This is a genomic window from Vulcanisaeta distributa JCM 11216 (assembly GCF_001315985.1).
In the GTDB taxonomy this organism is placed as follows: domain Archaea; phylum Thermoproteota; class Thermoprotei; order Thermoproteales; family Thermocladiaceae; genus Vulcanisaeta; species Vulcanisaeta distributa_E.
The window spans coordinates 26395-48545 of the sequence record NZ_BBBI01000016.1 but is presented as its reverse complement, the minus strand read 5'-3'; the positions used below and the strand labels follow the sequence as shown (position 1 = coordinate 48545).

27 protein-coding genes and 7 pseudogenes are annotated in these 22151 nt (G+C 49.5%); 16 read left to right on the top strand and 18 right to left on the bottom strand.

Annotated features, from left to right (window positions below):
• Window positions 1–125 precede the first annotated feature (125 nt).
• The 8 genes and pseudogenes from JCM11216_RS11345 (at window position 126) to JCM11216_RS19390 (ending at window position 5039) form a co-directional block, all read left to right on the top strand.
• Complete coding sequence (locus JCM11216_RS11345; RefSeq protein WP_054854255.1) at window positions 126–467, top strand: ribbon-helix-helix protein, CopG family; 342 nt, start codon at window positions 126–128, stop codon at window positions 465–467.
• Window positions 442–1026, top strand: a complete 585-nt coding sequence (locus tag JCM11216_RS11340) for a hypothetical protein (protein ID WP_243676157.1) — start codon at window positions 442–444, stop codon at window positions 1024–1026. The genes JCM11216_RS11345 and JCM11216_RS11340 overlap by 26 nt, the downstream gene beginning before the upstream one ends.
• Window positions 1027–1894: 868 nt before the next feature.
• A pseudogene (locus JCM11216_RS19395) lies at window positions 1895–2095 on the top strand (pyridoxal 5'-phosphate synthase lyase subunit PdxS); the annotation flags it as partial.
• A 2-nt stretch (window positions 2096–2097) separates the two neighbouring features.
• Window positions 2098–2714: pseudogene (gene pdxT, locus JCM11216_RS11330) on the top strand (pyridoxal 5'-phosphate synthase glutaminase subunit PdxT).
• A gap of 175 nt (window positions 2715–2889) precedes the next feature.
• Window positions 2890–3162 (top strand): phosphoribosylformylglycinamidine synthase subunit PurS, encoded by a 273-nt coding sequence (gene purS / locus JCM11216_RS11325; protein ID WP_054854253.1) that lies wholly within the window; start codon window positions 2890–2892, stop codon window positions 3160–3162.
• On the top strand, window positions 3155–3838 hold the full coding sequence (gene purQ / locus JCM11216_RS11320) for a phosphoribosylformylglycinamidine synthase subunit PurQ (protein ID WP_054854252.1): 684 nt from the start codon (window positions 3155–3157) through the stop codon (window positions 3836–3838). The genes purS and purQ overlap by 8 nt, the downstream gene beginning before the upstream one ends.
• Window positions 3838–4668 carry an ATP-grasp domain-containing protein gene (locus tag JCM11216_RS11315; protein WP_243676159.1) on the top strand — a complete coding sequence of 277 codons (831 nt, stop codon included), beginning with the start codon at window positions 3838–3840 and terminating at the stop codon, window positions 4666–4668. Before purQ ends, JCM11216_RS11315 begins: the two co-directional genes overlap by 1 nt.
• Window positions 4629–5039, top strand: coding sequence for an ATP-grasp domain-containing protein (locus JCM11216_RS19390; RefSeq protein WP_243676156.1), 411 nt, complete (start codon window positions 4629–4631; stop codon window positions 5037–5039). Before JCM11216_RS11315 ends, JCM11216_RS19390 begins: the two co-directional genes overlap by 40 nt.
• A 480-nt stretch (window positions 5040–5519) precedes the next feature.
• Here JCM11216_RS19390 and JCM11216_RS19385 read toward each other — a convergent pair whose 3' ends face one another.
• Window positions 5520–5894 carry a phosphoribosylglycinamide synthetase C domain-containing protein gene (locus tag JCM11216_RS19385; protein WP_243676155.1) on the bottom strand — a complete coding sequence of 125 codons (375 nt, stop codon included), beginning with the start codon at window positions 5892–5894 and terminating at the stop codon, window positions 5520–5522.
• A gap of 4 nt (window positions 5895–5898) precedes the next feature.
• Window positions 5899–7004: pseudogene (locus JCM11216_RS11310) on the bottom strand (phosphoribosylamine--glycine ligase).
• A gap of 270 nt (window positions 7005–7274) precedes the next feature.
• Here JCM11216_RS11310 and JCM11216_RS11305 point away from each other — a divergent pair.
• Window positions 7275–7922: pseudogene (locus tag JCM11216_RS11305) on the top strand (phosphoribosylaminoimidazolesuccinocarboxamide synthase).
• On the opposite strand, the gene JCM11216_RS19380 reads toward JCM11216_RS11305, so the two are convergent.
• From JCM11216_RS19380 to JCM11216_RS19340, 11 genes are all read right to left on the bottom strand, one after another.
• Entirely contained in the window at window positions 7919–8197 is a 279-nt protein-coding gene (locus tag JCM11216_RS19380) for an AIR synthase-related protein (protein ID WP_243676154.1), read from the bottom strand. The pseudogene JCM11216_RS11305 and the gene JCM11216_RS19380 overlap by 4 nt on opposite strands.
• 62 nt (window positions 8198–8259) lie before the next feature.
• Window positions 8260–8928 (bottom strand): AIR synthase related protein, encoded by a 669-nt coding sequence (locus tag JCM11216_RS11300; RefSeq protein WP_243676153.1) that lies wholly within the window; start codon window positions 8926–8928, stop codon window positions 8260–8262.
• Window positions 8906–9556 (bottom strand): phosphoribosyltransferase family protein, encoded by a 651-nt coding sequence (locus JCM11216_RS19375; RefSeq protein ID WP_243676152.1) that lies wholly within the window; start codon window positions 9554–9556, stop codon window positions 8906–8908. The genes JCM11216_RS11300 and JCM11216_RS19375 overlap by 23 nt, the downstream gene beginning before the upstream one ends.
• Window positions 9525–10139: a hypothetical protein gene (locus JCM11216_RS19370; RefSeq protein WP_243676151.1), complete on the bottom strand. Its 615-nt coding sequence runs from the start codon at window positions 10137–10139 to the stop codon at window positions 9525–9527. The genes JCM11216_RS19375 and JCM11216_RS19370 overlap by 32 nt, the downstream gene beginning before the upstream one ends.
• The gene (locus JCM11216_RS19365; protein WP_243676150.1) at window positions 10127–10327 is read right to left on the bottom strand and encodes a hypothetical protein; all 201 of its coding nucleotides are present in this window, start codon (window positions 10325–10327) and stop codon (window positions 10127–10129) included. The genes JCM11216_RS19370 and JCM11216_RS19365 overlap by 13 nt, the downstream gene beginning before the upstream one ends.
• Entirely contained in the window at window positions 10306–11364 is a 1059-nt protein-coding gene (locus JCM11216_RS11290; protein ID WP_243676149.1) for an amidophosphoribosyltransferase, read from the bottom strand. Before JCM11216_RS11290 ends, JCM11216_RS19365 begins: the two co-directional genes overlap by 22 nt.
• A gap of 155 nt (window positions 11365–11519) precedes the next feature.
• A complete protein-coding gene (locus JCM11216_RS19360) occupies window positions 11520–11819 on the bottom strand; it encodes an AIR synthase-related protein (protein WP_243676148.1) in 300 nt (99 codons plus the stop codon).
• An 11-nt stretch (window positions 11820–11830) separates the two neighbouring features.
• A complete protein-coding gene (locus JCM11216_RS19355) occupies window positions 11831–12133 on the bottom strand; it encodes a hypothetical protein (RefSeq protein WP_243676147.1) in 303 nt (100 codons plus the stop codon).
• Window positions 12134–12202: 69 nt separating this feature from the next.
• Window positions 12203–13117, bottom strand: a complete 915-nt coding sequence (locus tag JCM11216_RS19350) for an AIR synthase-related protein (RefSeq protein WP_243676146.1) — start codon at window positions 13115–13117, stop codon at window positions 12203–12205.
• Window positions 13074–13277, bottom strand: a complete 204-nt coding sequence (locus tag JCM11216_RS19345) for a hypothetical protein (protein WP_243676145.1) — start codon at window positions 13275–13277, stop codon at window positions 13074–13076. Before JCM11216_RS19345 ends, JCM11216_RS19350 begins: the two co-directional genes overlap by 44 nt.
• Complete coding sequence (locus tag JCM11216_RS19340) at window positions 13261–13665, bottom strand: AIR synthase related protein (protein WP_243676144.1); 405 nt, start codon at window positions 13663–13665, stop codon at window positions 13261–13263. The genes JCM11216_RS19345 and JCM11216_RS19340 overlap by 17 nt, the downstream gene beginning before the upstream one ends.
• 101 nt (window positions 13666–13766) lie before the next feature.
• Here JCM11216_RS19340 and purE point away from each other — a divergent pair, with 101 nt between their 5' ends.
• The 3 genes from purE to JCM11216_RS11275 are packed head-to-tail and all read left to right on the top strand — an operon-like array spanning window position 13767 to window position 15396.
• Entirely contained in the window at window positions 13767–14255 is a 489-nt protein-coding gene (gene purE / locus JCM11216_RS11280) for a 5-(carboxyamino)imidazole ribonucleotide mutase (RefSeq protein ID WP_054854251.1), read from the top strand.
• A complete protein-coding gene (locus JCM11216_RS19335; RefSeq protein ID WP_243676143.1) occupies window positions 14252–14476 on the top strand; it encodes a hypothetical protein in 225 nt (74 codons plus the stop codon). Before purE ends, JCM11216_RS19335 begins: the two co-directional genes overlap by 4 nt.
• Entirely contained in the window at window positions 14404–15396 is a 993-nt protein-coding gene (locus JCM11216_RS11275; RefSeq protein WP_243676142.1) for an ATP-grasp domain-containing protein, read from the top strand. The genes JCM11216_RS19335 and JCM11216_RS11275 overlap by 73 nt, the downstream gene beginning before the upstream one ends.
• 498 nt (window positions 15397–15894) lie before the next feature.
• Here JCM11216_RS11275 and JCM11216_RS19330 read toward each other — a convergent pair whose 3' ends face one another.
• The 4 genes from JCM11216_RS19330 to JCM11216_RS19320 all read right to left on the bottom strand — a co-directional run bounded on the left by JCM11216_RS19330 (window position 15895) and on the right by JCM11216_RS19320 (window position 18386).
• Complete coding sequence (locus JCM11216_RS19330; protein WP_243676141.1) at window positions 15895–16032, bottom strand: hypothetical protein; 138 nt, start codon at window positions 16030–16032, stop codon at window positions 15895–15897.
• Window positions 16033–16146: 114 nt separating this feature from the next.
• Complete coding sequence (gene queC / locus JCM11216_RS11270; RefSeq protein WP_054854250.1) at window positions 16147–17673, bottom strand: 7-cyano-7-deazaguanine synthase QueC; 1527 nt, start codon at window positions 17671–17673, stop codon at window positions 16147–16149.
• 60 nt (window positions 17674–17733) lie between these two features.
• Window positions 17734–17985 carry a hypothetical protein gene (locus JCM11216_RS19325; protein ID WP_243676140.1) on the bottom strand — a complete coding sequence of 84 codons (252 nt, stop codon included), beginning with the start codon at window positions 17983–17985 and terminating at the stop codon, window positions 17734–17736.
• Window positions 17964–18386: a 7-carboxy-7-deazaguanine synthase QueE gene (locus JCM11216_RS19320; RefSeq protein WP_243676139.1), complete on the bottom strand. Its 423-nt coding sequence runs from the start codon at window positions 18384–18386 to the stop codon at window positions 17964–17966. The genes JCM11216_RS19325 and JCM11216_RS19320 overlap by 22 nt, the downstream gene beginning before the upstream one ends.
• Before the next feature lie 51 nt (window positions 18387–18437).
• On the opposite strand from JCM11216_RS19320, the pseudogene JCM11216_RS11260 reads away from it, so the two are divergent.
• From JCM11216_RS11260 to JCM11216_RS11255, 3 genes and pseudogenes are all read left to right on the top strand, one after another.
• Window positions 18438–19279, top strand: a pseudogene (locus JCM11216_RS11260) (2-dehydropantoate 2-reductase).
• A 20-nt stretch (window positions 19280–19299) separates the two neighbouring features.
• Window positions 19300–19491 carry a hypothetical protein gene (locus JCM11216_RS19315; RefSeq protein ID WP_243676138.1) on the top strand — a complete coding sequence of 64 codons (192 nt, stop codon included), beginning with the start codon at window positions 19300–19302 and terminating at the stop codon, window positions 19489–19491.
• Window positions 19481–20404 (top strand): TIGR00303 family protein, encoded by a 924-nt coding sequence (locus JCM11216_RS11255; RefSeq protein ID WP_243676137.1) that lies wholly within the window; start codon window positions 19481–19483, stop codon window positions 20402–20404. The genes JCM11216_RS19315 and JCM11216_RS11255 overlap by 11 nt, the downstream gene beginning before the upstream one ends.
• A gap of 60 nt (window positions 20405–20464) precedes the next feature.
• Here JCM11216_RS11255 and panB read toward each other — a convergent pair.
• Window positions 20465–21242: pseudogene (panB, locus tag JCM11216_RS11250) on the bottom strand (3-methyl-2-oxobutanoate hydroxymethyltransferase).
• Between the two features lie 95 nt (window positions 21243–21337).
• Here panB and JCM11216_RS11245 point away from each other — a divergent pair.
• Window positions 21338–22146 (top strand): annotated as a pseudogene (locus tag JCM11216_RS11245) (phosphopantothenate/pantothenate synthetase).
• Window positions 22147–22151: the final 5 nt, after the last annotated feature.

Here is a 22151-nt window from a genome sequence, read left to right as displayed (position 1 = left end):
CCCGTAATGCATTGTTCGTGCCTCTCGACCGTGGCTTCCGTAGTCTTCATAATGCATTGGGTCGTTAACCGTAATGCATTGGTTCGTTGCCTCACGCCTTTTAAGTTGATTTCTCTAATCGTTGGATGAGGTTTAGGTGCATAAGCGTTAGGGAGGATGTTTATGAGGCTTTGAGGAGGCTATCCGAGGTCAGCAACGCAACAATGAGCGACCTAATACGCCAATTACTAACTACGTACATGGCAATGAACGAAATCAGGGAATTACTCAAGCAATGCATGAGCCAATCAATCGCCAACGCCAACCTAAACAATGAGGTTGCTAAAACCGAGTCCATTAAGGACTCGATCAAGGAGGCTCACGAGGAGTTAATCAACGATTCCCTAATTGGCATTGAGGATAATCCGTGGGTTCAGATCATTAGGTCTAGGGTGATTGGCAGTGAAGATCGAGAGGGGGGGCATTGAGGAGTTGGCGATTGAGAGGTTGAGGTCTAAGTTTCCCGGTAAGTCGAGCTCGTGGGTCAGGAGGGCTTTGAGGAGGTTTAAGAGTGGCTCGGTTAGGCAAATTAACGAGAGCACTTGGGTGGTGAGTGGAGACCCGAGGCTTGGTGATGAGTACCCAAGCTACGTCGTTCGCTTTAGGATGGTAGGTATTATTGCTCATGCTTCGAGACCAGTTGGGGGAATGAGGAGGAAAAGCGAGATATGCACCCACATAGCAGCCGTAATCCTACACAGAGAATACTCTAAACTACTACAGCCGATATACGCCGCGGTAATAAACATGGAGTGCCATGGAGACTACCACATGGAAGTCATGGACAAGGAGGTCAAGGTAATAAAGCAGGTAAAGGCAATGAGCAGTGGCATCCTTAAGCCGAGGTACAAACTCACTTACGTAGTAGTGAGCGAAAGTCCAAAAACCGTCAAGGTTAGGTACGCATGCGGTGATGAGGTTGATGAACAAGAGGTAACATTAAGCAAAACCATGAGGTTCATTGTCGAGTTGTTTAGGAATTCATGAGAGCTAGCCATGGTTAGCCTCCAGCCATTGAGTTCGGTGGCGTCAGCGACGTGGCTACGGCACTCCAACGAGAAGGCTGGGAACAAACACGCTAAAAAGGCGGTATGGACCGAATACGCAAGTTAAAGCCGACAAGAGCCAAGCCAAGGAAAACATAACCAAGCTAATGCTAACAATGAAAAACAATTAAGATCAAGACCCAAAACCCCAACGGAAAGCCCTGATCAAAAATCCCAATAGGCGCATTATTTACTTTTCCAATGATTGTGTAAGACGGTTCTGACGTGTTTATAAATCTATTTGGATAAATTATTAATGATGAACGTAAAAATCTGCGTTGCAAAGTGCCCAGGTCGTGGTCAGAGGTGTATCCCAATCGAGGACTTAAGAGACGAGGATAAGCGAAATAAAGTATTATCTTTATTCAACATTCAACGAACTAGTTAACAGAATATCATTGTTATCATTAGATACAATACAAGACCAACTCTCTCATATCGAACACACCATAAGAAATTTAATGTTTGTTAATTCGCCATTGGCAATACCATCAACACTCATACTACGTACAATGTACGGTGAGCTTTACGAATTTAGTAAAACATGGATTCCTCAATTAAGCGATATCCTTACTGACATAATCCGCAAGGTAAAGACTGGCGAAATACCGCTCCTCACATCTAACTCTCTATCATCGCTTCACATATATTATAACGCAAAAATCAAATTAAATAATGCAGAGAGCGAACAACACTCGCTCGCTATCACAATAAATAAACCAAATCCTCAATCAGTTACAGCATCAATAACTGGGTTTGATCTAGATGGACAGAACATATATTTGGATAAAAACTTAATAAACGACGGGGGGGTCTTCGTAGGTTCCGGTATCTTTAAGAGCCAGGACCCGAGGGAGAGGGCTGAGGCCATAGTAATAGCTACTGCGTATTGGGACGACCCGGAGGTGGTGGTTGAGGCTCAGAGGATGGTTAGTGAGAAGGCGTCAATGATGGGTATAGACGTTAAGTCCCTGAAGCCTGAGGAATTACTTCAGGTAAGGGGTGTTTAGGCGTGAAGGTCGGCGTGCTCGCATTGCAGGGTGATGTTGAGGAGCACGAGTATGCCATTAGGAGGGCGGCGGATGAGTTGAAGATCAGCGTTGATGTCGTTAGGGTTAAGAAGCCCGAGCACTTAAGCGGCTTGAATGCCATAGTAATACCAGGCGGTGAGTCAACCACGATAGGCTCATTGGCCAGGCGTAACGGCCTTCTTGATAGGCTTAGGGACTCAATAATCAATGGACTACCGACGCTGGGTACGTGCGCCGGCGCCGTATTCATGGCCAGGGAGGTCAGGGACTCCGTGGTTGGCGAGACTGGCCAGCCAATACTCGGTGTCATGGATATAGCCGTGGTTAGGAACGCCTTCGGTAGGCAGAGGGACTCCTTTGAGGCGGACGTAACTATTGAAGGTATTGGCGCGGTAAGGGCCGTCTTCATTAGGGCGCCAGCCATAGTGAGGGTTTGGGGGGGAAATGCAAGGGCGTTGGCTAGCATTAAGCACCCAAGGCTGGGTGGTGTCATTGCTGCGGCTAAGGAAGACCACATGCTGGCGACAGCTTCCACCCAGAACTAACGACAACGGTGATGCATAAGTACTTACTCGAATTGGCGTTGGGTAAGCATTGAGTCGGTGTAATAAATTAAAGCGTCATCGTCTAAATTTTCAATTTCATTAGTAATTATGTTTTTGATAAATTTAATGGTGCATCAGCTCTCAATTATTGTTTAAATAATTAATTAAACAATAACCGGTATTCTTCAAGGGAAACCTTTAAATATTTTTTAATCATTTAATTAATCAATGGGTAACGTATTGAATAAGTACCTGGTCCATACGGCTATTGTACTTAAGGGTGTTCGTGACCCTGAGGGCGAGACTATACTTAAGGACCTTGTTTCAATTAGTGGTTTTGGTAATGTTAATAAGGTCATCAGCGGTAAGTACCTCGGCTTCATCGTTGACGCAAAGGATGATGCAGAGGCCGTAAGCTACGTTAGGGAAGTTTGTGAGAAGGCTAGGATATTTAACCCAACGATCCATAGATTGCTAATACTTGGTGTTGAGAATGCCTAGGGCGGCTGTTATTAGGTTTCCAGGTACTAATGGTGACCTAGACGTAATTCACGTTCTTAAGAACGTGGTTCGCATCAACGCTGAGCTGGTTTGGCATGAGGACTTTAGGCACGGCATATATGATGCCGTTATAGTACCCGGGGGGGGCTTTAGTTATGGGGGGGATTGGCTAAGGGCTGGCGCAATCGCTGCCAGGTCAAGGGCAATGAAGGAAATAATCATGGATGCGGAGGGTGGTGTACCCGTACTTGGCATATGTAATGGCTTTCAAACACTCGTCGAGGCCGGATTGCTACCTGGGGGGGCATTACTACCCAACGATCCGCCCAGGTTCATAGCCAAGTGGGTTTGGGTCAAGGTTAACGACATCAAGACGCCCTTTACTAAGTTATATTCACTTGATGAGGTGGTTTCAATGCCCATAGCCCACGGCGAAGGTAGATACTTCATAGACGGCGTTGACGAGGTCAGGGTGGCTTTCACGTACTATGGCGAGAACCCAAACGGCTCAGTGGCCTCGATAGCCGGTGTGGTTAATTACGAGGGCAACGTCCTCGGTCTCATGCCGCACCCAGAGAGGTCGGCGGAAGCCGTACTAACCCCAAGGGGGGGTTTCGTGCCTGGTGGGCTAAAGCTTTGGCTTAGTCTTAGGGATAGCCTCGTGGGTGGTTGGTGATGGAGATTGGTTCACCACTACTTGTGGGTTCCAAGAAGATAATGCTGTTGGGTAGCGGTGAGTTGGGCAAGGAGATGGCCATTGAGGCGCAGCGAATGGGTGTCGAGGTTATAGCTGTCGATAGGTATGACATGGCCCCGGCAATGCATGTTGCCCATAGGAGGTACGTGATTAATATGCTCGATAAAAACGCCATTAAGGCGTTGGTGCATAGGGAGGGCCCCCCCGATGCGATTATTGCCGAGATAGAGGCAGTAAACACTGACGCCCTTGTGGAGCTGGAGGAGGAGGGCTTTAGAGTCGTGCCCAACGCCAGGGCCGTTAAGATCTGCATGAATAGGATTGAGCTGAGGAGACTGGCTGCGGAGAAGCTTCAATTACCAACCACTAGGTATTTCTTTGCGGAGAGTGCTGAGGATGTGAAGAGGGCGTGCAAGGACTTGGGCTTCCCATGCCTACTAAAGCCAGAAATGAGTTCCAGCGGGCATGGGCACGTACTCATCAATAAGTATGACGATGCCGAGCGAGGTTTCAAGGAGGCCCTTGCCCATGCGAGGGGGGGTGGTAGTAATAGGGTTGTGGTTGAGGAATACGTGAAGATTGACAGAGAGTTAACAGTACTAACCTATAGGTACTTGCTGGGCAATAATGTGGTGACTAACACGGTATTACCTATAGAGCATCAGAGGCCTGAGGGTGTTTATTACTACGTTGAGTCCTGGCACCCAGCCACGGTGAGTGAGGAAATAATGAGGAGGCTAGGGATTACGCCATTAGGCTCGTCAATGAGTTGGGAGGGCTTGGAATATACGGTGTGGAAATACTCATAACTAGGGATGGCAGGGTACTATTCAGCGAGGCGGCGCCTAGACCTCACGACACCGGCCTCGTCACGTTGGTCAGCACGGATATAAACGAGTTTCAGATACACGTGAGAAGCGCCCTTGGGCTACCAACGCCTGAGGTTAAGTTAGTAACACCGGCTGCGGCTCACGTAGTGCTCGCGGATACCGAGACCTGGGCACCTAGGGTCGTAGGGCTTGAGGAGGCACTGAGGATACCTGGAGTCCAGGTTAGGTTATTTGGGAAGCCCTTCACGTATAGGCATAGGAGGATGGGCATCGTGCTAGCCACAGGAAGTACAGTGCAGGAGGCCAGGGAGAAGGCTAGGTTGGCGGCGTCACTAATTAAGGTTAGATAAAGGGTAAATTAGATATTCGGATATTTTGAAGGTTAAAACTAATATTCATTATTTTAAGAGACCCCCCCTGAGAGCTTTAACGATATACCTTTGGTTCTCTCCCAACAAAAATTAGAGGTATTGGGCCGGTAATTAATGTAATTGGTGGTAGGACCGGCGTCCTAGTAACGACTTTTATATTCCCAACGTTCTTCGTTATTGGTTCATACACGGTCTACCTATTCCTTGGTATGCTTCGGTGATAGGCGCCGTGCTAACCTTAGCCTTGATGCTCGAAACGAGGGGGGGCTAGGGCCTGAGGATAAATTATTGTGGGTAAAACAGTTGTGCAGAATTATGTGAATAAGTGTTTATGATGGTTTGTTGCCGGTCAGGTGTGGGGGGGCTTGGCACCTACTTGTTGTTCAGCCCGATGGTTTGCCTATTACACCTCCACACGGTGCTTAACGTACTGCGGCATGGCTCTATTCAACAGTGCACTTATGCATAGTCGTATATAGTGATTTCACCACCAGGTACCCAATCAATCCTTACCCTGCCCAGCCCACGTTCTCTTCTCCATCTATAGACTGCCCTAACGCGCTCAGCATCCCTGATTCTCTTCTCAATTAATTCCCTACTCCCTATATCCCGCCTATGTATTAATTGCCAATCAGGTGACTTGATACTGCCTATGCAATTCTCGACTCTTTCATAGGCCTCCTCATACGTTCTGCCCACGACGAGTACCTCGACAGCCCTGGAACCCAGGGTTTTATAACGCCCACCCTCCTCAACCACTGAGCCAAAGTAAACCTCACAACTCAATTTCCTTATTTTATCCATGTCCATGGTTATTGTTCTTCCACGTGCCAATTCCCTACTGTGCGGGTAGCCCAGGGGGCACCACGGCCTTCGAGATCACGACAACACCCTCCCTAAATGAGTACTTGACGCTTGATAACCTACCATCCACCGCAGCCTCGATGATTTCAAGTAAGTCGCCGTTAAGCATTGCCAATGCATTGAGGACCTCCGGGTCACCAAACCTACTGTAGTACTCGATGAGTGTTGGTCCGTACGTCGTGAGCATGAATTGGCCACTCAATACGCCAGTGTACCTAAGGCCAACCTCACGTTGTAATGCGTCCAAAGTTCTCCTCACTATTTCGATGCTCTCCCCCCCATACTCTTCCTGGGTTAAAAATGGCAGTGTGGTCCTGGACCGACTATGGCCCCCATCCCACCACACTCGGGGGGGCCTATGTCATGGTCAAACACATGCGGGTGATCCTGGATTGGTGGTAGGGCTATGATGGATTTACCGTCGGTGATCACTTGGACCGTGTACTCAACTCCAGTCACCGCCTCTTCGATGACTATTAAATCATCGATGTCGCCGTATGCCTTAACGTCACTTGACGCTGCGATCACCTGGGCGGTCTTGGCCTTATTAAGGCCGTCCCTAAGGTAGGCCTGCCTATCCCAGAATACCCTAACGCCCTTACCACCGCTTTGTCTGGCCGGCTTTATCGCGACAGAACCTGCACTGGATACGTACTGCATTGCCTCGTTAATGTCCCTAAACGCCCTAAATGCTATCCTACCCGGTATCCTATACTTCCACATTAGGTTCCTCGCGAAGGCCTTGTTCTGTTCTATCATGGCCAACAGCTTGGGAACCCCCCCGAAGGTGGGTATACCAAGCTCGATAGCCTTATCGGCAACGCCGGCGAACTGCGGTTCCTCGGGCCCTATAACCACGATGTCGGGATTAATCCTATTAACGGCATCGATCAAGCCACTTGGTTCTAGCCTAGACTTAATTAACTCACCGCCCGTTTTTTCCACGATCCTTCTGATTCCAGGATTTTCATGCATTACCAACGCGCTTATCCTAGGCTCGTGAACGCTCGAACTAAGTCTTGCGGCCAGGGCATGTTCCCTCGCGCCATCACCCACGATTAGGACCTTGCTCCTTATCATAATTAATTAAATTAATTGCGTACCCCCCCTTAATAATTGTTATTCTTAAATTGTTTAATCAAATAATTAAACATATTGTTAAAATAATTAGTTAAACAATAAAGGGGATTAATCACGGTATTGCCTAGGTATTTATTTAATCAATTAAGTAAACCTTAAATAACCGGTGCCAGATTTGGATTATGTATGGTTGGTAATTGGGTTGGGGGGGAGTTGATATATGAGGGTAAGGCAAAGAGGGTTTACAGGGTTAATGATGAGCTTCTCATCATGGAATTTAAGGATGAAGTCACGGCATTCGACGGTGCCAGGAAGGAGCGAGCGCCTGGTAAGGGTAGGTTAGCCGCGGCCCAGACAGTATTCCTCATGAGATTACTGGGTAAGTACGGTATTAGGAATCACCTGGTTGATTGGGATGGCGATAGGAAAATACTGGTGAGGGGGGGCCTTAGGATGATACCAATAGAGGTTATTGTAAGGAATTACGCATACGGTTCATTCCTAAAGAGAATGCCCCTATGAAGCCAATGACGAGGTTCAGCAAGCCCCCTCGTTGAGTTTCACCTGAAGAGTGACGAGCTTCACGACCCATTAATAACCACTGACGATATAATAGAGGCTGGCCTAGCGAGGCAGGAGCAGTTGAATGAGATAATGGGCATTGCGTTAAGGGTTAATGAGATTTTGAGCGACTACATGGTGAGTAGGGGGGGATTAACACTCGTAGATTTTAAACTGGAGTTTGGCTTTGATAAATCAGGTAAATTGGTTCTCGCTGATGAGATGAGCGGTGATACCATGAGGATACTAATCAACGGCAGGCACTTGGATAAGGAATTATTTAGGAGGGGGGGCGCCTCAGCCCTAGACCTGGTTAGAGCCTATGAGGAGATGAATAGGCTACTCGGCATACCCTAAAGCCTTATCCTAGGGCCGCCCGGTATTAAAATATCAATACCACCACCATTAATGACCCTACCAAGGACCCAATGGTTAAGGCCCAGCGTCTCAATCATCCTGGCAACTTCCTTCGCGTATTCCTCACTCGTAAAAACCACGAGTCCAACGCCCATGTTAAATACTCTATACATTTCACTCCACTCAATATTGCCTGAGTCCTTAATTACTTTAAAGATGCATGGCGGTTCAGGGACCTCGAGCTCAGCGCCTAAATCACCAATAACGCGCCTCAACTTAGTAAATCCCCCCACCTGTCACGTGGACTGCAGCCTTGATTAACCCACGGCTATAAAGCTCAATCAATAAGTCCCCCGTAGTAAGCCGTTGGTTTCAACAACCAATTGGCTAATTCATCACCGCAGACCTCGGCATTTAAGCCATACCTACCTAACAGGGCTTTACGGGCTAGGGTGTAACCATTCATGTGAAGACCGCTGGACTCAATGCCTATGGCCACATCACCAACCTCAGCCTTACCCACTGCCCTGACTTTTCTAATCCCAAGTACGGTACAGGAGACGTCAATACCATTGACCAGGTCAGGCATTATAGCCGTCTCACCACCCAGCAACACTGCGCCAGCCCTGGCGGCCGCGTCCTTAATGCCCTTAAGGACCTTACCCACGGCATCGGCATCATTATTAGATATGGCTATGTAGTCCGTGGCTGCAATCGGTACGAAGCCATCGCATGCTATATCGTTAACGTTACCAACAACGCAATCCCAGCCAATCACCTCGAGCCTGCCCGTGGACCAGGCAATCATCGACTTGGTACCAACACCATCCGTGTGCAGTGTTATTTCGTAATTACCCAGGTTTATAGACCTCGTAAAACCACCCTCCATCAGCCTGACGCCAAGTTCATCGGCAAGTTCATGAATTACTTCACGGGCTATCGAGTGCATCTCCCAATGCCTGGCTAAGCTTACCCCAGCCTTTTCATAGGTCCAGCCCACGCTCACCACCCATGCAGTATGTGCATATGCCACCTCTGCCGATACCCACCTCGTCAGCCGCCTCGTATAGGTCCTCGAGACTTAACCACGTTAATGAATCGACCTCAAGCACCTTCTGGGCATCCTCGTCATTGAAAGTATTGGTAAGTAATTGATTGTTAGGTGGCATGTCGATGCCGTAGGGACATGACCTAACCATCCTTGGACTGGCTATGGCCACATGGACCTCACTCACGCCCGCCCTATGCCTAAGGACTTGGGATGCCTCCTTAATGGATAGTCCAGTAAGTAGCGAATCATCGATTAAAAGGACCCTCCTACCCCCCCTAACCGCGCTGGTGACTGGGCTGAGCTTTAGATGAATAGAAGATAACTTATCAATAAGGTCCTTCCTCAAGGCTGACCTGCGCCTCTCGATGTTCATGAGGGCGTACTCAAAGGGCTTTCTTAACGCCTCGGCAACCTTAAGGCCGTAGATCACGCCCGTCTCCGGCATGCCAATAACAACATCGAAATTGTTCATTCCATCCATTAGTCTCCTAGCCAACTTACTCGCTAATACCCTCCTGAATTCATAGACGGAGTAACCATCAACCTCCGAATCAGCCTTGATAGTATATGAACTCCACGGCACATAGCTTACCCCCCCTGGAATTATTGAGACTCTCTATTATCGAGAGACTCAACCTATTGACTCTAATGGTTGATCCAGGCCTTATGAACGTCCTCACATCACCGCCCAGTGCACCTATGGCTGAGCTCTCGTTGGTTATCATGGCCAGGTCGAAGCCGTACGCGCCGAGAACCAAGTTCCTTAACCCAGTGATGGGTCTGTGCGCGAGTAATTCACCGTTACTCGTTAGGGCAATCAATGACGTGTATGGAAGGGCCTTGATCTCGCCACCAATCAGCCTACACACGTCCTCAGGCCTTATTACGAGGCCTTCGAGACAATACGCAACATCTACATCACCACACCTTACCACACCTCTGGAATTACTGTTTGTGCTAAGGCACAATAGGCCGGCCTCGCCGCTTAAGGCGTTGTTTCCCTCCTTAACCTGAAACGTGGTTAGTCCACTACCTTTACTGAATATTGCGGCCCAGCCATCATCACCCCCCCTATGTCTAAGCACCGGTACTGCGTATTTCAGTAATTCACTCACATCCCAACCATCGTGGAAAGACATCACACCAACCATCCCTACGGCTCCCATAACCTATCACTTGTGAATGCCACCTCGGTCTCGTCAATATTTATCGTGAATGGATAATTACCCGTGAAGCAGGCAGTACATAGCTCGGTGGTTCCAATGGCGTTTATTAATTCGCCAACCGTTAGGTAAACCAGGGAGTCTGCACCAAGGTACTTCCTAACCTCGTCTATTGACCTACCGTGAGCCACCAACTCACGCCTGGTTGGGAAGTCCATACCCATGAAGCATGGGTACCTAATTGGCGGTGAGGAGACCCTAACGTGAATAGCCCTCGCACCTGAAGCCTGAGCTTGGGCAGTACCTTCCTAAGGGTATCACCCCCCCTTATGATCGAGTCGTCAACCAAGGCTATGGATGCACCCCCCCTGGCCGCATCCTTAACCACGCTATACATGTCCGCAGACCTTTCCCTAGGCGGCTTAATGAAGCCACGCCCAACGTACCTATTCTTAATTACGACATCGTGAACCGGCTTACCAATACCACTCGCGTAGGCCTCCGCCGCAACTCTAGCGGTCTCGGGTATTGGTGATACGAAGTCTACGTCGTGAGTGGTCTCCTTACGGGCCAACGCCATGCCGAGTCTACGCCTAGCCTCATAGACGTTAATACCGTTGAAGTAGGAGTCAGGCCTTAGGAAGTAAATATACTCAAGCGCGCAATGGGCTCTCCTAACCCTAGGACCCTCAATCCAGTACTCCCTACCAGACCCACGTAGCACAAGGGCCTTCCCAGGCTCCACCTCACGCCAGCTCATACCCAATGCCTCGAGCGCCGCCGTCTCCGAAGCTATGGCTATGCCATTGCCATCACTACCAATGGCAAGAGGCCTAATGCCCCAGGGATCCCTAACCACTATTAGGGAATCCTTCCAAATAGCTATTATGGAGTAGCCACCACGTAATGTGTGGAAAAGCTCATTAACACCGCCATCAATACCCCGCCTAGTAAGTAATTCCCTCATGTAATGGGCCAAAACCAAGGCGTCATAATTCGTCCTAACATCGACACCGAGATCCCTCAGTCTATTGATTAATTCGATGTAGTTACTTATTGTGCCATTAAATACCAGGGCAAAGTCATTACCAAGCACGATAGGTTGAAGCTCAACACCATAGGGACCGCTCGTACTATACCTGGCGTGTCCAAGGCATAGTGTTGAATCTGTTGTTAAGGGATTACTTAGCTTAATAAGCGATCCATTTATACGGCATACGAATGACACCCCCCCTCCTGACCCCCCCTATGAATTAGCCATGGCGATACCTTAACCACGTAACTACCCGCATTAGGCCTAGGAATGCCCATATGCCGCACATCATGACGCACCCCCCCATAATGAGTTATACGCGGCCTTCAAGTCATCCAATTTTAGGGTCATTAATTTATGGTCGCCCCCCAGCGGACTATTACGTAGTCATCGCCTGAACTGCCTATTACTGAAAATGGCACGCCTAGGTTGGTGAGAATGCTCGTTGCCTTATCAATATCCTCATTTCTAACCTCAACGATATACCTCGCGTTGGTCTCGGAGAACGCCAGCACCGTTGGGTCAATGCCGCATTCATCGGTTGGTACCCTGGATAGGTCGATGTTGAAGCCAACCCCGTTAATTAGGGCCATCTTACTTAATGTGGTTAATAATCCACCAACGCCAACATCCATTGAGGCATTCACCAAGCCTTCTTGGATTAGTTTAAGGACTGCCCTCGAGTTTTTAACCTCATCTCTCGGCCTTGGCTTGGTGGTATGCCCCCCCTGACTATGCCGTGAACTGCATATAGGTACTCAGACCCTCCCACCTCGGCCGATGTATTACCTATGATTATTATTGACTCACCACCGATGAGCCCGCCATCGACAACCTTGTTAACATCATTCACCTGGCCCAACACGGCAACGGCTACCACGGGCTTAATCACGTTTCCATTAACGTCCTCGTTATAGAAGCTGACCTTACCACCAACTATCGGCACGCTCAGTTCCCGCGCCATCCAGGAAAGCCCCCAGTACTGAGTTCACGAAGTACCAGTACCTATCAGGTTTCTCAGGATTGCCTACGTTTATTGAATCGACGGCGGCCAGGGGGGGTTCCGCACCGACGGCCACCACGTTCCTATAGGCCTTGGCCAGGGAATTGGCGGCCCCCCAATGAACGGGTCAAGGAGTGAATACCTTGGGTTAGCGTCGGCCTTCACCGCAATCCCCCCCAACTTACCATCACCCCCCCCATCAATATCAAGGAACCTAAGCACCGCCGCGCCGGCCCTGCCTGGCTTAATCACGGTCCTAACGCCGACCTCGTAGTCGTAAAGGCTGAATATGGGCTCCTTAGACGCAATGTTTGGGCTACTTAGTATCTTAGTTAGTGCCTTATCAAGTGGCGTCTCGGGTAACTCTGGCATTATCCTTAATTTGCTTAGGTACTGTGGCTCCTTTGCGTCATAATTAGTCTCTGGTGCATGGGTGATGAGCTTGATGGGTAAGTCGATGATTTTATCATTACCGTAATAGGCCGTAAACCCGTCATTGTCCGTCAACGTACCTACTATGTCGTAACCGACACCGTACCTCCTCAATACTTCTTCGACCTCATTAAGGACATCTCTACTTACCACAATCACCAACCTCTCCTGGGACTCTGAGACCAGGATCTCCTCGGGCATCATGGTCTCCCTAGTCCTAATTCTATCCAGGTGAATCTCAATACCAAGTCCGAATTGATCAGCTAGCTCACTGAGTGCTGTGGCTAATCCTCCACCGCCCACATCCTTTACCGCCTTAATTAACCTACGGCTTCTTAACTCAATCACAACATCGATCAGCAGCTTCTCAAGCAATGGGTTACCTACCTGCACAGCGCCTATTTCATCTCTATCCCTGTCCAGGACCTTAGATGCAAAAGAGCTGCCAAGCATCCCATCCCTACCCACGTCATTGCCTATGACCAGGACTAAGTCGCCGGGGGCTTGCCTCACCGAGTATCGCGTCCTCCAGTCTGCCCACGCCAACACACGTTACTAGGACTATCGGGTTCGTGGTGAACGACTCGTCAAACCACGCCTCACCGGCGACCACGGGTACCCCCCCAATCCTATTCCCATAATCTGAGATGCCCCCCCTAACAACATTCCTCATTAACCACTGGGAGTGGGGGATCATTCAATGGGCCGAAGTGTAGGTTGTCCATTAATGCTATAGGCCTTAAGCCCGTGGTTAGTATATCTCTCACAATGCCGCCAACGCCCGTTGCAGCGCCGTCGTAGGGGTCCACGGCGGATGGGTGGTTATGGCTCTCTATCTTGAAACTAACCACTAGGTTTCCCACGCGAATTAGCGGCGCGTCAAGCCCAGGCCCTCTAATCACATGCGGTGCCTTACTGGGCAGTAACTTGAGGAACCTCCTACTGCTTTTGTATGAGCAATGCTCGCTCCACTCAGCCTCAAACACAAGCCACTCAGCCTGAGTTGGCTCTCTCCCTAGGAACCTCCTAATTATTGACTTCTCATTATCGTTAAGGGGCATGGTGTCGGTCACCATTTAATTTTTTATTTAAACAATACACGGACATACTAGGTTAATAATGAAAAAAGACTTTTAAAATTTTCTTTAAACAATTAATCATAATGAACACAAAACCGCTGGTTGGGGGGGTGATAATGGGCAGTAAAAATGACTGGGATGTGATGAGGGAGGCCGTGGAATTGCTCGATCAATTAGGCATACCCAATGAGGCCAGGGTGGTCTCGGCCCATAGAACGCCGGAACTCATGTTCGAATACGCAAAGACGGCACCAGACAGAGGCTTAGAGGTAATAATAGCCGGCGCCGGCGGCGCGGCTCACTTACCGGGTATGACTGCATCACTGACGCCCTTGCCCGTAATTGGCGTACCAATACCAAGCAAGCACTTGAATGGGCTTGACTCATTACTATCAATAGTACAGATGCCCTTTGGAACTCCAGTGGCTACCGTTGCCATAGGTAATGCCAAGAACGCCGCATTGCTGGCCGCGAGGATACTTGGTATTAAATACCCAAGTGTCAGGGCCAGGGTGGTTGAATTAATGGAATCCATGAAGAATGATGTGTTGAACACGGTGCTTAATCTATGAGTAGGGTATTAGGTATCCTAGGTGGTGGACAACTGGGCTTGATGATGATTTTAGAGAGTAAGAAATTAGGCATTAAATTCCTCGTACATGACGAAAACCCGGAGGCACCTGCACTAGGCGTGGCTGATGGTAAGTACTTCGGTGGTTCATGGAAGGAGCTAGTGGAGAAATCCGACGTGGTCACCTTCGAATTCGAGCACGTGAACCCCCCCTCGCGGTAAGTACTGCTGAATCGCTCGGCAAGTTAAGGCCTAATTCGCTAACGATATGGCTAAAGCAGGACAAGATTCGCGAGAAGACATTCCTTAGGGATCACGGATTCCCAGTGCCCCCCCATTTCATGATAATTAATAGCCCTGAGGACGTGGATAGGGCCTTTGAGCAGTTTGGGAGGGTAGTTTTCAAGGAACCCCCCCAGGGTGCCTATGATGGAAAGGGTCAGTACTACGTGATGGGTAGGGATGACTTAAGTAAAGTGCCCAGGAAGTTCCCATTATTGGCCGAGGAGTTTGTGGATATTCATAAAGAGGTTTCGATAGTGCTTGTCAGATCTAGCGACGGTGAGGCCCTCGCATACCCCGTAACCGAGAATTACCACTATAATGGGATCCTCCTATATAGCATAGCCCCTGCGGAGATAAATGAGGAGGTTGCAAGTAGGATTAGGGAAATAGCCGTAAAGCTCGCCGAAGCCTTAAATCACGTTGGGGGGGTTCTTACAGTTGAGTTCTTCATAACGAGGGGGGGTGGGGGGGAGGTGTTGATTAACGAATTAGCACCCCGTGTCCATAACTCAGGGCATTGGACATTAATGGGCGCGGCGGTGAGTCAATTCGAGAATCACGTGAGGGCCGTCCTGGAAATGCCGCTGGGACCCACTACGCTGCTAAAGCCATCAGGCATAGTAAACATGCTAGGCGTACCTTATAGTGAGGAGATTGTCAAAAGGGTACTGGCGGTACCCGGAACCAGCGTCTGGTGGTATGGTAAAGCCGGGGGGGTTAGGCCGAGGCGTAAGATGGGTCACGTAAACATAGTGGCCGATAACATCAGCGAGTTGAGGAAAAGGATCAATGAGGTGCTGGGTATTGTGTATGGTAATGAAATAGATAAATACGTGCCACCATGGGACTCCGCGTAAAATGTAATAGAATCGTTATTAATACAATAATATTTATTATTGTATTAATAATGTTAAAAATACTCCATCAATTCACCAATGTAACTGCGCCTAGGAATATGGAGCTTGTCGCCACGCCATACCTGGTTAATTTCCATATTTATGGGCAAGGGTGATGAGTCATGTAATCAATGATATGGTTAGTCACGGCCATGGCTATGAAAAGGCGCTGGTGAAATTACCGCCTTATTTCCGAGGACCTTAACTTACCCGATGGATCGCTTCTGACCTCCACAATCCCCTACCGAAGGATTCAACGACTATCTCTAACTCATCAGCAAGTAAGTCGTTCATTTAATGGCTCATCGGCTAATGACGAAACTAAGACGTCGACTAATACCTCCCTAGATTCAGCGTTGCCTGCGATCACCTTGACGGTTGCTATTCTCGGTAAAACCACACGTTTAATGGCCTGCCAGCCGTGTTAACCCCTAACCTCCCTGCATTCTCAGTGGGTGGCTAGAGACCAAGGGTCCTCGCAGTACTTATTGGTATTAGTAATTGTGGCGTGGGCGCCTCAAAACCGCTATTGAGTAGCGCCACCTCCTCCACCGCCTTACTCCCTACCCTTATCCTTATCCTCAACCTCACGACCACCCAGCCTCACCCTTATCCTACCAATATAGGCAAAACTCCCATACTTAATCCTACCAACCTTAACACTCATTATCTTAATTCTCCAGCATTGGGTTTAAAACTAGTCACAACGCACTAATCACTTGGTCTTTTAGGGATTTCGTACGGCTTCGTGCCCCCCCTCCAGAATTCCTCCTCAACCTCGCTCGGTAGGTCGTACTCCACGGGGGGGTCCCTAACACCATTTATCCTGAACGCCCACCTCCTCATGTAGCACGGCCCACACCTGCCGCAGTGCCTTTCCCCATTGTCATAGCAACTCCAGGTCAGATGAAGCGGTGCGCCAACCTCGAGACCTAGCTTAACGATTTCATGCTTAACCAAGTGCCCCACGGGCATTAACAGCTCCACGTGCTTATTGGGGGGGCCAACGGCATAGGGCATCACCTTATTGAGAAGCCTTATGAACTCCATCTCATTGTCAGGATAGGCGCCGGCCTCCTCTAGGTTAATGCCCGTGGCTATGTAGTCATAACCGTAGGCCTCCGCAATGGCTGTTGCTAGGGCTATAAACACGAAGTTCCTGGCGGGAACCCACTCATGCGCGAATTCCGCGCCCTCCCTGCCCTCATCAACCCTATTAATCTCTCCATCACCAAGGAGTGGCGAGTGCCTAACCACCTTGAAGAAGTCCATGTTCACCTCGAGCAATGGAACGCCAAGGAACTCCGCAATCCTCTTAATGGCTCTGTCCTCCTGGGTCTCAGCCCTATGCCCATAGTTAAAGTGCAGTAATGCAACATCGTAGCCCTGCCTAAGCAGGTGCGTCGCCGCCGTGGTTGAGTCAAGGCCCCCACTGGCTATCACAAGAACCCTCCTTTTCCTACCCTGCTCCTCCCTCCTCAGCGATACCGTGGACCAGGTACCATCAACCCCCCCAATCTCCATAGCCGTATAAGGCTCGACACGCCTTATGACCGGCATGTCCCAAATGGGCCTGCTTTGGCTATCAATCAAGTAGTCATCTAGGCTCGCGAAGAATAGAGCCTTCAAGTCGCTGTACCAGGCCATGTAAAGCGGCTTGAAGTTTGTGGCGAGCCAAACCTTGCCGGGCCTACGGGTATCCATTATCGCCAATGCGTAACTGCCAATGACGTAGTTAATCAACACATCCCTAAGCCCATTCAGTGATCCATTCCAAAACCTCTCAAGTAATGGCGGTAGTATTGCCGTATCGATCCTAGACCTACGGATTAGGTTGAACCTAGTCTCCAAGTCCTTGTCGTTGGCTATCGTACCGTTATGCGCCACTACCACGTGTTCACCAATCATCGGCTGTATGTCATCCTCCACCTTGGCCTTTACATACTCCGTCGTTGGCTCGGCCCTGTTGTTGAATATTGCAGCTACGGTATTCTCATTAATGATGCTGGGCATTTTATTCACGGCAATGCTCGGTCTATCCCTGCTCTTGAACACGCTTAATTCGCCGTTTTTATCCAAGGCAACAATACCGAAGCTATCACGACCCCCCCTCTCCTCGCCCTTAACAATGATCATCCTCAAAACCTCCTCAATCCTACTAGCCCTATCCCTATCTAACTCATCGCCAAAGATTAGCACCCCCCACCGATGGTGCACATCCTGACCTGGGCTCTGCATGTATATTTAAGCCTTAGTTGCTTTTGTCAGTTTTTGATTACATTTATGTATCAGAACCCTTCACCTAAACCCCGCTAAAATGTGGAGTCTCGGTGTGTAATTAACGCCGAGCTTCATAGCCATGGGCTTGGTAATACCCTCATCCTTGGTAATGCACTCCTCACGGGTCGTACACTGACTCATTAAGTAAACCTTATCACGTGGTATATCGAATTTATTAATAAACCAAAGGACCTCATCGATATCCCCAGGCTTATCAACAACGAACTTAAAGATAGCCTTGCCGCTGGTCACGAAATCCCTAATGGCCAACTCATTAACCTAAGCCTTACTGAAACGCCTGAGTTAGATAGCTTGGGCGATACGTTGAACTCGTCGACGTATTTAACGAGCTCACCAGGCCTAAGCGTGCCATTCGTCTCGATCTCCACAAAGAAGTCTCGGGCCTTAACAAGGCTCAACAGTGGGAGTAATTCTCGACGCCATAAAAGCGGTTCACCACCTGTCACCACCAAGTGCCTTACATTACCGGCGGTCTTCATTAGGGCATCATATACGTCGTGAATACTCATTTCGGTTCCGCCAAGCCACGAATATTTAGTGTCACACCACGAACACCTTAGGTTGCAAAGGGCCAGTCTTAGGAAGACGGCCTCCTTACCCGCGTTGGGACCCTCGCCCTGCCAGGACCTAAATATCTCGATAACCCTCACGAACTATCGCGTGTATAACGTTTATTTTTAAGGGTTAACCGCGAATTAGTGATGTTTGGAATAATTGGACTTGGCGGTGTGGGGGGGATGCTCCTCGCCCACTTCCTCAACAATGCTGGTTATGTGCCGTATGTCGTGACGAGGACCCGCTATGGTCGTTACCTTATTAAATTCGGTGGGGGGGAGTATGAGATCAGGGTGAGGCTTGTCGATAAATTACCCAGTGATGTTAAGTATACCCTAATTGCCGTTAAGGCTTACGATACGGAGTCCATAATCGATAAGGTGGTTAATACCCCCGTGGTATTTCAAAACGGAATTGGTGGCGTTGAATTGATCAGGGATAGGCTTGGTGTTGGTTATGGCGCAGTTATCACGTATGGTGTTACGAGGAGTGAAGGGACGGTTGAGGTCAGGGGCGTTGGTGAGGTAATACTGCCGAGCTCAGTGGGTGAGGTTGCCGATACCCTAAAGGCCGGGGGCGCTAATGTCAGGGTGGTTAATGATATTGAGCCTACAGGTGGTTGAAGGTGATCGTTAACGCAGCCATTAACCCAGTAACGGCCATTCTGAGGGCTAGGAATGGTGTAATTCTCGAGGATCCCAATGCGAGGGCGCTGGCGGAGGCCGTGGTTAGGGAGGGCATTGAAGTCGTTAATAGACTGGGCATTAGGCTGCCCAGTGATCCATTGGCCGAGACCTTAAGGGTTGCTGAGACTACTAGGGATAATAAATCATCCATGTTGCAGGACGTGCTGAATCGCCGGAGGACTGAGGTTGACTACATAAACGGAGCCATAGTGATTAAGGGTAGGGAGGTTGGTGTTAATACTCCTGTTAATTACGTGCTTTGGTTGTTGGTTAAGGCGTTGGAGGTTAGTTCTTATAAGTAGGATTCTTATCCTAACTCGTTATGGACCCTGTGACAGTTCATCTAGGCGATATTTCGCAGCACATGCAGCAGTTAAGTAGGGGCTTCCTCTTCACCCTAGTCATAGGTACCACAGACACGAGCCTAATACCGGGAATAACCATCGCCGGGGGCCAAACCCGAGCTAACCCACTACACGCCGGCGGCCGATGCCGAATACCTATTGCTTGGTAGGTGCCGTGTAATACCCACAGTACCCATGACCCCCCCCGATGGCAAGCCAACACCGGCATTGATCACCAGAGCCGCAATCAAACTAACGGGCGCGGGCGTTCTCGTTGTCAATGCTGGGGCTAGGGTTAGGCCGAACATACCCATTATTGACCTGCAGGGTGAGCCTGGTAGGGACATTAGGACTGGGCTAGCCATTAATCGCAGTGTTGTTGATAGGGTTTTCGAAAATGGCACGATCCTAGGCGAGAACCTGGCCAGGATAAGCAAGGCAATTGTTATTGGTGAGTCAATACCCGCGGGGGGGACTACCACGGCAATGGCATTCCTAGTGGCCATGGGATACGACGCGTGGAATAGGATGTCCAGCGCATCGCCTATTAACCCGAGGGACTTGAAGATAACCGTTGTTAGGGAAGCTTTGAAGAACGCAGGCATTAATAGGCCGTTAGAGGACCCGTTGGAGGCCGTGTCCAGGATTGGCGACCCAGTGATTTTGGCTATTGGTGCGATAACTATTGGCGCTACAAAGCAAGGCGCCAAGGTTCTCCTGGCCGGTGGTACCCAAATGGCTGCTGTCCTCGCGTTCATAAAGCACATGTATAAGGATGTGCTCAGCAATGTGGCCATTGGGACAACCAAGTGGTTAGTTAATGATAGGACTGCGGACCTAATAGGCCTTGTTAGGGAGATTGCGCATGTGCCCGTGGCCTCCGCGAACCTGGACTTCGGCAACATGCCCTATGAGGGCTTAAAGGCTTATGAGGGTGGCTTTGTGAAGGAGGGGGGGGTCGGCGCCGGTGGTGCGTCCATTGCGGCAATCTCCAGGGGGGGTTACTCAATCAGTCAGTTGCAGGGGGGGGTTATACTTAGTGATTATGAGGAATTGCTAAGGAGTATGGGTAATACTACGTGAGTGGTCATGGCGTGATTAGCTAATTTTAAATGTTGAAGACATTGATGAGTACACATGGCTTCAGGACTTGATATCTTTATAGTACTCGGTGCTCGGGAATTCACCATTCCTAACCTCACTCACGTACTTAGTCACCGCATCCCTTATGATGGAGGCCAGGTCCACGTACTTCTTAGCAAAGCTTGGCGGTCTCTCCGTGAGACCTAGGATATCGTGAATAACAAGTATTTGCCCATCACAGTGAGGGCCAGCACCAATGCATATTGTCGGTATCTTAACACTCTCCGTCACCGCCTTGGCCACACTAGCTGGGACCATCTCTATGACTATCGCGAAGGCCCCCCCAGCCTCCTGAAGCGCCTTTGCATCCTCAATCAATTTCTTCGCCTGCTCCTCAGTCTTTCCAATCATTCTAAACCCACCGAGCGAGAGGACCCTCTGCGGGTTGAGCCCAATGTGCCCCCCCATCACAGGTATCCCGAACTTAACCAGGTTATTCACGACATCAAATATTTCCTGGCCACCCTCAGGCTTTACAGCTCGGCGCCTGCCTGATGAGTCTCGAGGCATTCCTCAGGGCATCCCTGACGCCGGTTTCATACGTCATGAAGGGCATGTCGGCTATTAGCAGGGCCTTGGGCTTTGCCCTGGCCACGGCGGCCACGTGTATGAGCATGTCCCTGAGGGTTACCTTTAGAGTATTTTCAAAACCCAGTACGGCCATTCCCATGGAATCTCCGACTAATATACCGTCAATGCCTGCCTGGTCCACTAGCCTCGCCATCGGGTAGTCATAGGCCGTTATCATGGCGATTCTCTGCTTACCCTTCATGCCCATTATTGTTTGTACCGTGACCTTCCTCCTCTCCATATTAATAGGCCTTGTTTATTCTTGAATTAAAGTTTTAAGAGTGTGCATGATACTGGGCGATAATGGTTGGGGATTCCCACACATCTTGGATACCGCCTAACCACCCGAGGAAGGAGTCACTACTAATTAGGGAGAGACTGGTTGATGGATTTGAGGAGGGCTACGTGGCGGCCCAGGGTTTGATCGCGCATGGCCGTGGTGAGTGCTTTGATTACCTAATTGGCGAATCATCAATATCCCCCCCAGCACTTACCGCGGAGAGGGTCGCGGTGGCCGCGTTATTAACGGCCAAGCACCCAGTTATTTCGGTTAATGGGAATACGGCAGCTCTCGTGCCGAAGCAAATCGTTGAGCTGGCTAGGCTTGTTAATGCCAAGCTCGAGGTCAACCTGTTCTATAGGACTAGGGAGAGGGAGGAGTTGATAGCTAGGGTGCTCAAGGAGAGTGGGCTGAGGAGGTTCTCGGTGTTGGTGACGATGCGTCCTGCGTAATACCTGAGCTATTCAGCGAGAGGCGTAGGGTTTCCTGCAGAGGCATATACACTGCGGATGTGGTCCTCGTGCCGCTTGAGGATGGTGATAGGACGGAGGCCCTCAGGAGGATGGGGAAGACGGTAATAGCCATTGACTTGAACCCACTCTCGAGGACCTCCAGGGCTGCGAGCATAACGATCGTTGACAACGTTGTTAGGGCAATACCAAACATGGTCAGATTCGCCGAGGAAATGAGGGCTATGTCTAGGGATGAGTTAATCAGCGTTGTTAAGGGCTTCAATAACGAGGAAAACCTAAGGGCAGCGTTAATGTTCATTAGGGATAGGCTCACGGAATTGATCAATAAGGGTATCACGCTCGAGTTCCATAAGGTCTAGGAAAC